Source organism: Pseudoduganella violacea (genome assembly GCF_014191875.1).
In the GTDB taxonomy this organism is placed as follows: domain Bacteria; phylum Pseudomonadota; class Gammaproteobacteria; order Burkholderiales; family Burkholderiaceae_D; genus Rugamonas; species Rugamonas violacea_A.
In genome coordinates this window covers 126576-138624 of the sequence record NZ_JACHXD010000010.1, presented here as the reverse complement: position 1 = coordinate 138624, position 12049 = coordinate 126576, and the positions used below count along the sequence as shown (strand labels likewise).

The 12049-nt window shown below is 63.9% G+C and carries 9 protein-coding genes; all 9 read left to right on the top strand.

Going from position 1 to position 12049, the window contains the following annotated elements; genetic code table 11:
• Nucleotides 1-156 precede the first annotated feature (156 nt).
• The 9 genes from FHS03_RS17980 (at nt 157) to FHS03_RS17940 (ending at nt 11775) form a co-directional block, all read left to right on the top strand.
• Entirely contained in the window at nt 157-1131 is a 975-nt protein-coding gene (locus tag FHS03_RS17980; protein ID WP_183442321.1) for an ABC transporter substrate-binding protein, read from the top strand.
• A 30-nt stretch (nt 1132-1161) separates the two neighbouring features.
• A complete protein-coding gene (locus FHS03_RS17975) occupies nt 1162-1977 on the top strand; it encodes an ABC transporter permease (protein ID WP_183442319.1) in 816 nt (271 codons plus the stop codon).
• A 1-nt stretch (nt 1978) separates the two neighbouring features.
• Nucleotides 1979-2770, top strand: coding sequence for an ABC transporter ATP-binding protein (locus FHS03_RS17970; protein ID WP_183442318.1), 792 nt, complete (start codon nt 1979-1981; stop codon nt 2768-2770).
• A gap of 167 nt (nt 2771-2937) precedes the next feature.
• Nucleotides 2938-3741, top strand: a complete 804-nt coding sequence (locus FHS03_RS17965; protein WP_183442316.1) for a cytochrome C assembly family protein — start codon at nt 2938-2940, stop codon at nt 3739-3741.
• The gene (locus FHS03_RS17960) at nt 3738-3986 is read left to right on the top strand and encodes a PP0621 family protein (protein ID WP_183442314.1); all 249 of its coding nucleotides are present in this window, start codon (nt 3738-3740) and stop codon (nt 3984-3986) included. Before FHS03_RS17965 ends, FHS03_RS17960 begins: the two co-directional genes overlap by 4 nt.
• Nucleotides 3987-3998: 12 nt before the next feature.
• Entirely contained in the window at nt 3999-5681 is a 1683-nt protein-coding gene (locus FHS03_RS17955; protein ID WP_183442313.1) for a two-component system sensor histidine kinase NtrB, read from the top strand.
• A 33-nt stretch (nt 5682-5714) separates the two neighbouring features.
• The gene (locus FHS03_RS17950) at nt 5715-7223 is read left to right on the top strand and encodes a sigma-54-dependent transcriptional regulator (protein ID WP_183442312.1); all 1509 of its coding nucleotides are present in this window, start codon (nt 5715-5717) and stop codon (nt 7221-7223) included.
• A gap of 444 nt (nt 7224-7667) precedes the next feature.
• A complete protein-coding gene (locus FHS03_RS17945) occupies nt 7668-10583 on the top strand; it encodes a ribonucleoside-diphosphate reductase subunit alpha (protein WP_183442311.1) in 2916 nt (971 codons plus the stop codon).
• An 88-nt stretch (nt 10584-10671) separates the two neighbouring features.
• Nucleotides 10672-11775, top strand: a complete 1104-nt coding sequence (locus tag FHS03_RS17940; RefSeq protein WP_183442310.1) for a ribonucleotide-diphosphate reductase subunit beta — start codon at nt 10672-10674, stop codon at nt 11773-11775.
• The last annotated feature ends 274 nt before the right edge of the window (nt 11776-12049 follow it).

Here is a 12049-nt window from a genome sequence, read left to right as displayed (position 1 = left end):
TCGCCAGAACGGGGCCGCTCTGATAGCCTGAGCAAAACAAGCGCGGCACGGCAGTGCAATATATATCTATACGGCAATATTTTTTGATATGATCTGCGCGCACGAACGACCGTGGCCGCGGGCCATATTTCTATCTGACTGGCGAGGAGAGACCGGATGAAACTGAATAAGATCGCAAAGACCCTGGCGTTGGCGGCGCTGGCCATGGCGGGCAGCGCCCAGGCGCAGGAAGTGGTGCGCCTCGGTAACCTGAAATTCGCCCACTACGGCGCCGTCTCCTATATTAAGGAGATCGCGCCCAAATGCGGCATCAAGGTCGAGGAGCATGTCTTCGCCAAGGGCCTGGACGTGATGCAGGCCATCATCGCCGGTGAACTCGATGTGGGCAGCACCGCGTCGGAAGCGGCGATCTCGGGCCGCGCCGGCGGCGCGCCGATCTATGTGGTGGCCGGTTTCGCCAAGGGCGGCGCGCGCCTGGTCGGCCGCACCGACCTGAAAATGAAAACCGTGCGCGACCTGAAAGGCAAGAAGGTCGGCGTCACGCGCGGCGGCATCCAGGAAGTGCTGCTGCTGGCCGAGCTGCAGCAGGCCGGCCTGACCGCCTCCGACCAGCCGGGCAAGGACGTGCAGATCGTCTTCCTCGCCTACGCCGATCTGAATCAGGCGCTGCTGGGCAAGAATATCGACGCCATGATGCAGTCGGAGCCGCAATCCTCGCAATCGATCAACAAAGGCTTCGGCACCGAGATCATCAAGCCGTACGACACGCCGATCGGCGAGCCGATTCGCACCATGGTGATGACGGAGAAGTTCTACAAGGAGCGCCGTCCGGTGGCCGAGAAGTTCATGCGCTGCTTCGTCGAAGCCACCCGTACCTTCATCGACAAGCCTGACGTGGCCGAAAAATATGTGCGCGAAGTGATCTTCAAAGGCCAGATCACCAAGGACGATTTCCAGGACGCGATCAGCAATTCGCCGTACTCCTACGATATCTCGCCCGAGCATATCCAGATCACGACCGATGTGATGGCCAAGACCGGCGTCGGCAAGATGGCCAAGCCGCCGGTGGCCAAGGAGTGGGTCAAGACCGACCTGCTGGACCAGGCCAAAAAGAGCCTGAACGTTAAATAAGAAGTTAAATAATAAGCAGGGGAGGGCGGTATGGCGAAATTCTCATGGCGCGAAGCGGCCGTCGGCCTGGTGGTGCCGGCGCTGGTGATCGCGGCCTGGCAGGCGGTGGCCGCGCTGGGCTGGGTGAATCCCCAGGTGCTGCCTTCGCCGCTGGCGGTGGTGCAGAAGTGGGTGGAGTACCTGCTGCCCTTGCAGCCTTACAGCGAAGGCAATTGGCTGGTGTGGGCCTTGTCGGGAGAACTGATACACGACGCCATGGGCAGCTTGTACCGCGTGCTGGTCGGCTTTGCCATTGGCGCTGGCCTGGCGCTGCCGGTGGGATTGGGCATGGGCGCCAGCAACCGCGTCTACGCCTGGCTCAATCCCCTGGTGCAGCTGCTGCGGCCGATTCCGCCGATCGCCTATATCCCCTTGTCCATCCTGTGGTTCGGCCTCGGTAATCCGCCGGCCGTCTTCCTGATCGCGCTGGGCGCCTTCTTCCCGGTGCTGATGAACACCATCGCCGGCGTGCGCCAGGTCGACGGCATCTATCTCCGCGCCGCGCGCAACCTGGGCGCTTCCGGCGCCACCATGTTCCTGCGCGTGATCCTGCCGGCGGCCGTGCCCTACATCCTGTCCGGTGTGCGCATCGGCATCGGCACCGCCTTCATCGTGGTAATCGTCTCCGAAATGATCGCCGTGAACAATGGCCTGGGCTTCCGCATCCTGGAGGCGCGCGAGTACTTCTGGTCCGACAAGATCATCGCCGGCATGATCTCGATTGGCCTGATCGGCCTTGCCATCGACGTGCTGATGAACCGCCTGAACAACCACCTGCTGCGCTGGCACCGCGGCCTGGAGAATTAAGATGAGCCATATTCTGGTGCAGGACGTCAGCAAGGTGTTCCAGACCGACAGCCGCGAAGTGGTGGCGCTGAAAAATATCACGCTGGAGATCCCGCAAGGCCAGTTCGTCTGCCTGCTGGGGCCATCGGGCTGCGGCAAGTCGACGCTGCTGAACGCGGTGGCCGGCTTCTCCCTGCCCAGCAGCGGCAGCATCACCGTCGACGGCCGCGAGGTGACGGCGCCCGGCCCCGAGCGCGGCATGGTCTTCCAGGAATACGCCCTGTTCCCGTGGATGACGGTGGCCGACAACATCGCCTTTGGCCTCGAAATCAAGGGCCTGGACAAAGCCCGCATCAAGGCCACGGTCGACCAGCTGCTGCAGATGCTCTCGCTGAGCGACTTCCGCAGCCGCTATCCGAAAGACCTGTCCGGCGGCATGCGCCAGCGCGTCGCCATTGCCCGCGTGCTGGCGCTGGACTCGCCCATCATGCTGATGGACGAACCCTTCGGCGCCCTCGACGCGCTGACCCGGCGCAATCTGCAGGACGAGCTGCTGCGCATCTGGGCCGAGCTCAAAAAGACCATCATCTTCGTCACGCATAGCATCGAGGAAGCCATCTATCTGGCCGACCGCATCGTCGTGATGACCTACCGCCCCGGCACGGTCAAGCGCGACCTGCTGGTCGAACTGCCCCGCCTGCGCGACCCGGCCTCGGCCGAATTCAACGCCCTCAAGCGCGAGCTCGGCCAGCTCGTGATGGAAGAGCAGCAGCGCCACCACAACGACGAACTGCGCCTCGCCGCCATTGACTAATCTCAAACAATGTCCAACCCTGGTGTCAGGCACCAAGGTAGGACATTTGCTGATCTAGATCAAAGAATGTCCGACTCTGGTGCCTGACACCAGGGTGGACATTGTTTGATTTGGCGCAAAGGGTGGGGAGGGGGCATGGTTGGCGGGCTTTGGTGTAAACTAGCTGGATGCAGACTTACTTTCTGATCGCAGCCGCGTTGCTGTATGTTGTGTGTGCCGTCTTGCCTGCCCGCCAGGCTACGCTGATTGCCGCCGTGACCGGCCTGGCTTGGGTGCTGCACGGGATTACGCTGTCTTTCGATGTGATGGAGCCCGGCTCGCTGCGCATCGGATTCGCGACCATGGCCTCGTCGGCGCTGTGGATTTCGGTGGGCGCTTACTGGCTGGAGAATCGGAATTTTCAGCTCGATGGCTTACGCCGCATGGTGATGCCTTGCGCGGCGATCAGCGTGGCGCTGGAGGCGCTCTTCCCCGGCGCCCTGGTGTCGCTCGAAGGCCGCTCGGGCATGCTGCCCTGGCATATCGCCATCGCGACCCTGGCTTACAGTACGCTGACCATCGCGGCTTTCCACGCCGTGCTGATGGCGCTGCAGGAGTCGCGCCTGCATACGCGCAGCGAACGCGCCGGCTTCCTGTGGGCGGCGCTGGACCAGCTGCCGGCCCTGCTGACCATGGAGAAGCTGCTGTTCCGCATGATCGGCCTGGGCTTCCTGCTGCTGAGCCTGACGGTCCTGTCGGGCGTGGTCTTTTCCGAGGAATTGTTTGGCCGGGCGCTGAAGTGGGACCATAAATCGGTCTTTACCCTCTTGTCCTGGCTGTTGTTCGCGTCGCTGCTGGCGGGCCGCCACTTCCGCGGCTGGCGCGGCAAGACGGCGTTGAGCTTCACGCTGGCCGGTTTTGCGACCTTGCTGCTGGCCTATGTCGGCAGCCGTTTTGTGATGGAAGTGGTTTTGCACCGAGGATTCGCATGACACGTATTTTGTTCTGGCTGGCCCTGATCTTCCTGGTCGTCGCCGCCATCCGCAGCAAGCTGAAGTCGGCCAGCCGGCCGCCGGAGCAGCAGTCTGGCCGCGCGCGCGCCGCCGAGGCGCCGCCCCAGGCCGAGGCCATGCTGTGCTGCAGCCACTGCGGCGTGCATTATCCGGCCTCGGAAAACGTAGCCTCCGATGGCCGTAATTATTGCAGCGCGGCCCACGCCGGTTTGCCGGCGCCCTGATCCCATCCTCCGGTGAGCACCCGCCCGCAAGTGCTGTCAGCCGAAGCCCGCGAGACGTTCTGGCGCTCGCTGCAAACGCTGACCGGCACGCGGGTGGTGATCGCCATCGTCCTGCTGCTCTATCTGAGCTTCGACAGCCGCGGCCTGCGTTCGGCCGGGGATTTCTTCTATGCCGAGATCTGCGCCAGCTACCTGGTGCTGGCGCTGTCCTTCTCGCTGGCGGCCCTGTATTGGCGGCGCCGCTTCATGCTGCAATTGCTGTCGCAGATCGCCTGCGACCTGGCCGTGATCTCGCTGCTGTATGTGGCGGGCGGCGGCGGGCGCAGCGGCCTGGCCATCCTCTATCTCTTCCCGCTGGCGGGGGCGGCGATCCTGGCGCCGCTGCTGCTGGCGCTGTTCTGCACCTCGCTGGTCACGCTGTTCATGCTGGGCGAGAGCATTTACCGCGGCCTGCTGCTCGAACTCGATGCCTCGGTATTGCAGGCCGGCCTGTATGGCGCGGCCTTCTTTGCCACCGTGCTGGTGGTGAACCGCATGGCGGCCCGCCTGATCGGACAGGAGGAGCTGGCCGTGCAGCGCGGCATCGAGATCGGCGTGCAGCAGGCCGTCAACCGTCTGGTGATGTCGCATGCCGGCGATGGCGTGGTGGTGGCGGGCGCCGACGGCCAGATTTATGGCGGCAATCCGGCCGCCCAGCAGATGCTTGGCCTGGTCGGCCAGCGCCTGGATTTCAAACTGGGCAGCTCGCCCGCCCTGCATCCGCTGGCCCAGGCTTATGCCGACTGGCGCGCCAATCCGCTGCTGTCCACCGTTTTCCTGAGCATCAAGCCGTATACCGATCCGGCCCTGCAGGACGTGACCGCCGCCTGGAGCGCGCGGCGCGATATGGCGTCCCACCTCAAGGTGCGCTTCGTTGCCGCCGACACGGCCGGCCTGGGCATCGAGCGCAATGTGATTTTCCTGGAGGACGTGACGGCCATCGAAAACCAGGCGCAGCAACTGAAACTGGCGGCCATGGGCCGGCTCACGGCCAGCATCGCGCACGAGGTGCGCAATCCGCTGGCGGCCATCGACCACGCCACTTCGCTGCTGGCCGAGGACGTGCAAGGCCCGGTGCAGATGCGCCTTTTGAAGATCGTGGGCGACAATGTGGCGCGCGTGAACCGCATGGTGGAGGACATTCTGCAGCTCTCGCGCAAGGCGCAAAGCCATGCCGAGCCGCTGGAGCTGCCCGATTTCCTGGCCGAACTGAAGGCGGAATTCGACGATGTGCAAGGCCTCGACCCGCGCCAGCTGTGCATCGGCGGCGTGACGCCGGCCACGGTGCGCTTCGATCCGCTACACCTGCGCGAGGTGCTGCTGAATCTACTCAGTAATGCGGTGCGCTATGCTAGCGCCACGCCGCGCAGCATCCGTATCTTTATTGTCAATACGCCGGGCCGGGCGCTGGAATTGCACGTGCAGGACGACGGTCCCGGCATCTCGCCCGAGGTGCGCGCCCACCTGTTTGAGCCTTTTCATACAACATCGAGCAAGGGAACCGGGCTGGGTTTGTACCTGGCGCGCGAATTGTGTTTGAATAATGAGGCGATGCTGGACTATGAGCACCGCTACGATTCCGAGGTGAACCCGGACGGCAGCCGCAAGTCGAGCGGCCGTTTCGTGATTACATTCGCGCGGTCCACCGCGCGCTGAGCGCTGGCTATATCTATTAGAAGGGGCGGCGGCATGAGTTCTCCCCGTGTCCTGGTGGTCGATGACGAAGCGGACCTGCGCGAGCTGCTGGAAATCACCCTGGTCAAAATGGGCCTGGACGTGGACAGCGCGGAAAACCTGCAGCGCGCGCGCGGCTTCCTGACGCGGCACGAATACGCCCTGGTGCTGACCGATATGCGCCTGCCGGACGGCCTGGGCCTGGAATTGGTGCGGGAAGTCTCCGCCGCCTGCAAGAACACCCCGATCGCCGTCGTCACCGCCTTCGGCAGCGCGGAAAACGCCGTGGTGGCGCTGAAGGCGGGCGCTTTCGACTATGTCAGCAAGCCGGTGCAGCTGGACCAGTTGCGCGTGCTGGTGCAGTCGGCGCTCAAGGTTAATCAGGCGCCGCCGCCGGCCGCGCCCAGCCAGGGGCCGGCGCGCAGCCGCCTGCGCGGCCATTCGGCCGTGATCCAGGCTTTGCGCGCCCAGATCGGACGGCTGGCGCGCTCCATGGCGCCGATCGCCATCACCGGCGAGTCGGGCAGCGGCAAGGAGCTGGCGGCGCGCGAAATCCACGCGCAAAGCTCGCGCGCCGAGCGGCCCTTCATCGCCGTCAACTGCGGCGCCATTCCCGAGGCGCTGATGGAAGCCGAGTTTTTCGGCTACCGCAAGGGCGCTTTCACCGGCGCTTCCGACGAGCGTGACGGCTTTTTCCAGGCCGCCCACGGCGGCACCCTGATGCTGGACGAGGTGGCCGACCTGCCGCTGGCGATGCAGGTCAAGCTGCTGCGCGCCATCCAGGAGCGGCGCGTGCGCAAGATCGGCGCCACGGCCGAGGAGCCGGTCGATGTGCGCATCATCAGCGCCACCCACCAGGATCTGGCGCGTTGCGTGGAGGAGGGCAAGTTCCGCCAGGATCTGTTTTACCGGCTGAACGTGATCGAACTCAGTCTGCCGCCGCTGCGCGAGCGGCTCGACGACCTGCCCGAGCTGACCGGCGCCATCCTCGAACGCCTGGGCAGTTTCGGCGCCACGCCGGTGCTGGGGCCGGGCGTGCTGGAAGCGCTGCGCGCCTATTCCTTCCCCGGCAATGTGCGCGAGCTGGAAAACATCCTGGAGCGCGCCCTGGCGTTTTCCAGCGATGGCGTGATCGACGCCGCCGACCTGGCGCTCAAGGGCGGCGCGCCGGGACGCGGCGCGCCGCCTGCGGTGCCGGTGGCGGCCGCCGCCCCGCCGCAGACCGGCAAGGCGGCGCCTGCCGGGCCGCTTGCCGCACCCGCGCCGCCTGCCGCCGCCGCGCCCCAGGCCGAGGCGGCGGACGCGCCACCGGCGACAGCGCCCGCCGCCTTGCCGCCCCCGCCGCTCGACGCCCTGCCCAGCAATCTGCCCGACTACCTGGCCCAGGTCGAGCGCGACATCATCCTGCGCGCCCTGGCCCAGACCCAGTTCAACCGCACCCAGGCCGCCCAGTTGCTGGGCATCAGTTTCCGCCAGCTGCGCTACCAGATGCAAAAGCTGAATATCCAGGAGCCGGAAGCCTGACTTGGGCGGCCGGACGCGCGGATCGTCTATAATGCCGCTCCGCCGCGCGCCGGCCGCAGGTCCGGACACTGTCCGTAGACCGCCCCGGTGCGCCCGCCGCCGCCCCATTCGTGATCGTTTCGTCAATACAAAATCGCCACGGAGGCGGCGCCCGGCCCCGGTTTTTGCCTAAGGAAAAGGCAGCGCCGGGCCGCGCTTTGGCGCAGTGTTAGTGCTTGCTTACCGCAAGCCGCGCTTGCTGTCCGAAGCACTTAAAAGTCAACAGAAAAATTGCCTGTTTCGGCAATTTTTTTTGCCCCACACGGTTTAGTCTTGTCCTACAATTAGTGTTCAGGTCGGTTCGTTTCACTAAATCTAGTGAATAAACTTGCTACAAATTAAAACCTGCTTTAGAGCAACTAAATCTGTTACCACCCTTTTTGCACGCTGTTATCGGGAGCTGAAATGCAATCTACTCAGGACATCACCATCAATCCAGCGCCGCAAGTACCGGCTTCGGCCGGCGCTGCCGGCGGCGGCCTGGCCACTGCGGCCGGCACGCTGGGCGACTACCGCATCATCCGCCGTAATGGCGCGGTGGTCGCGTTCGAGCCCTCCAAAATCGCGGTCGCGATGACCAAGGCCTTCCTGGCCGTGGACGGCAGCCAGAGCGCCGTTTCCGCCCGCGTGCGTGAACTGGTGGAAGAGCTGACCAGCAGCGTGGTGAATGCCCTGGTGCGCCGCCAGCCATCCGGCGGCACCTTCCATATCGAAGACGTGCAAGACCAGGTGGAACTGGCCCTGATGCGCTCCGGCGAACACGATGTGGCGCGCGCCTATGTGCTGTACCGCGCCAAGCATATGGAAGAACGCCGCCTGAAAAAGGAAGCCGCCGGCGCTGCCAGCATCGGCGAGCCGCAGCTGCACGTCACCGAAAACGGCGCGCGCCGTCCGCTGAATATGCAGGAAGTGCGTGACCTGATCAACGCCGCCTGCTCCGGCCTGGAAAAGCACGTCGACGCCGACGCCATCCTGGCCGAAACCGTGAAGAACCTGTACGACGGCGTGCCGGTCGAAGAGCTGCACAAGTCCGCCATCCTGGCCGCCCGCGCCCTGATGGAAAAAGATCCGGCCTACTCGCAAGTGACCGCGCGCATCCTGCTGCACACCATCCGTAAAGAGGTGTTCGGCAAGGACGTGCCGCAGGCCAAAGCCGCCGCCGAGTACCTCGAGTACTTCCCGCAATACATCGCCAAGGGCATCAAGGCCGAGCTGCTGAACGAGGAACTGGCCAAGTTCGACCTGGCCAAGCTGGCCAAGGCCCTGGTGGCCGACCGCGACCTGCAGTTCGGCTACATCGGCCTGCAAACCCTGTACGACCGCTACTTCCTGCACGTGCGCGATGTGCGCATCGAAATGCCGCAGGCCTTCTATATGCGCGTCGCCATGGGCCTGGCCCTGAACGAGACCGAGCGCGAAGCGCGCGCCATCGAGTTCTACCACCTGCTGTCGAGCTTCGACTTCATGTCCTCGACCCCGACCCTGTTCAACTCGGGCACCCTGCGTTCGCAACTGTCTTCCTGCTACCTGACCACCGTGTCGGACGACCTGGAAGGCATCTACGACGCCATCAAGGAAAACGCGCTGCTGGCCAAGTTCGCCGGCGGCCTGGGCAACGACTGGACCCCGGTGCGCGCCCTGGGCGCCCACATCAAGGGCACCAACGGCAAATCGCAGGGCGTGGTGCCGTTCCTGAAAGTGGTAAACGACACCGCCGTGGCGGTGAACCAGGGCGGCAAGCGCAAGGGCGCGGTCTGCGCCTACCTGGAAACCTGGCACATGGACATCGAGGAATTCCTCGACCTGCGCAAGAACACCGGCGACGACCGCCGCCGCACCCACGACATGAACACCGCGAACTGGATTCCCGACCTGTTCATGAAGCGCGTGATGGAAAAAGGCAGCTGGACCCTGTTCTCGCCATCGGACACCCCGGACCTGCACGACAAGGTGGGCAAGGCCTTCGAACAAGCCTACCTGGGCTACGAAGCCAAGGCGGCCGCCGGCGAAATCCGCGTTTCCAAGAAGATCGAAGCGCTCGACCTGTGGCGCAAGATGCTGTCCATGCTGTTCGAAACCGGCCACCCATGGATCACCTTCAAGGACCCGTGCAATATCCGTTCGCCGCAGCAGCACGTGGGCGTGGTCCACAGCTCGAACCTGTGCACCGAGATCACCCTGAACACCGGTCCCGACGAAATCGCCGTCTGCAACCTGGGTTCGGTCAACCTGCCGGCCCACATGAAAGAGGGCAAGCTGGATCACGTCAAGCTGCAGAAAACCGTCCGCACCGCCATGCGCATGCTGGACAACGTGATTGACATTAACTATTACGCCGTCGAGAAGGCCCGCAACGCCAATATGCGCCACCGTCCGGTCGGCATGGGCGTGATGGGCTTCCAGGACTGCCTGCACATGATGCGCGTGCCGTACTCCTCGAACGAAGCGGTGGCCTTCGCCGACACCTCGATGGAAGCGGTGTGCTACTACGCCTACCTGGCCTCCACCGAGCTGGCCGAGGAACGCGGCCAGTACGCGTCCTACAAAGGCTCGCTGTGGGACCGCGGCATCCTGCCGCAGGATTCGGTCAAGCTGCTGGCCGAAGAGCGCGGCGGCTACCTGGAACAGGATCTGTCGTCCTCGATGGACTGGACCCCGGTGCGCGAACGCATCGCCAAGTTCGGCATGCGCAACTCGAACTGCGTGGCGATCGCTCCGACCGCGACCATTTCGAACATCATCGGCGTGTCGGCCTGCATCGAGCCGACCTTCCAGAACCTGTACGTGAAGTCCAACCTGTCGGGCGAGTTCACCGAGATCAACGCCTACCTGGTGCGCGACCTGAAAGCGCGCGGCCTGTGGGACGAGGTCATGATCGCCGACCTGAAATACTTCGACGGCTCGCTGAGCAAGATCGACCGCGTGCCGCAAGACCTGCGTGATATTTATGCAACCGCCTTCGAAGTGTCGCCGACCTGGCTGGTGGAAGCCGCCTCGCGCCGCCAGAAGTGGATCGACCAGGCCCAGTCGCTGAACATCTATATGGCTGGCGCATCCGGCAAGAAACTGGACGAGACCTACAAGCTGGCCTGGCTGCGCGGCCTGAAAACCACCTACTACCTGCGTACCATCGCTGCCTCGCATATGGAGAAGTCCACTTCCAAGACCGGCGCCCTGAACGCCGTGGCGGTGACGCCAGCTGCCGTCAGCGCCGCGCCAGCCGCCGCTGCCGGCGCGACTACCCCGGAAGTGGCGGACGGCGCCGCCTGCTATCTGCGTCCGGGCGATGCCGGCTTCGAGGAATGCGAAGCTTGCCAATAAGCTGTTGAGTAGCCATCTATAGAGCATAGTCAGAATCGCGCCGGGCCTGCCCGGCCGATTCTTTTACAGATTGATAAGGAAAGAAACCATGTTGTCCTGGGATGAAGAAGCCGCGCCGGTGGCGCGCAACCAAGTGAGCGCCGAAGCCAGTGAAGGCACGGCCGAGCAGATCGCCCTGCGCGTGAACGCCGACGACAAGCGCATCATCAACGGCAAGACCGACGTCAACCAGCTGGTGCCCTTCAAGTACAAATGGGCCTGGGACAAATACCTGGCCGGCTGCGCCAACCACTGGATGCCGCAGGAAGTGAATATGCAGCGCGACATCGAGCTGTGGAAGAACCCGAACGGCCTGTCCGAAGACGAGCGCCGCCTGGTCAAGCGCAACCTGGGCTTCTTCGTCACCGCCGACTCCCTGGCCGCCAACAACATCGTGCTGGGCACCTACCGCCACATCACGGCGCCGGAGTGCCGCCAGTACCTGCTGCGCCAGGCCTTCGAAGAAGCGATCCACACCCACGCCTACCAGTACATCGTGGAATCCCTGGGTCTGGACGAGCGCGAAATCTTCAACGCCTACAACGAGATCAAATCCATCCGCGACAAGGATGAGTTCCTGATCCCCTTCATCAACACCCTGACCGACCCGGCCTTCGTCACCGGCACCATCGAAAACGACCAGAAGCTGCTGAAGTCCCTGATCGTCTTCGCCTGCCTGATGGAAGGCCTGTTCTTCTATGTCGGCTTCACCCAGATCCTGGCGCTGGGCCGCCAGAACAAGATGATGGGCGCCGCCGAGCAATACCAGTACATCCTGCGCGACGAGTCCATGCACTGCAACTTCGGCATTGACCTGATCAACACCATCAAGCTGGAAAACCCGCAGCTGTGGACCCCGGCCTTCCGCGACGAGATCAAGGCCCTGTTCCTGCACGCCGTGGACCTGGAATACGCCTACGCCGAAGACACCATGCCGCGCGGCGTACTGGGTCTGAACGCGACCATGTTCAAAGGTTACCTGCGCTTCATCGCCAACCGCCGCGCGGTGCAGATCGGCCTGGAGCAGCTGTTCGACCAGGATGAAAATCCCTTCCCGTGGATGAGCGAGATGATCGACCTGAAGAAGGAACGCAACTTCTTCGAGACCCGCGTCACCGAGTACCAGACCGGCGGCGCGCTGAACTGGGACTGACCCGTTCGCGATTTCGCTTCTTCGAAAAGCCCGGCACGCGCCGGGCTTTTTTTTATGCGCTTTTTACGCCGCGCCGCGTCGCGATGGAGCGCGAGCGCTTTTTTTTCTTGTCGTTTAATCGCGACGACAAAAATGCCGGCGCCGCCGCGCGGCGCGCGCGCGCAAGTTCTTCCTCCGGATTTTTTGAAAACGCATAGCGCCTTTAGGTAAAGGAGCTATGCGAAGCGCATGCGCGCGATGAGGTGATCGGAAAGGGCGCGCAAGCAGCATCGGC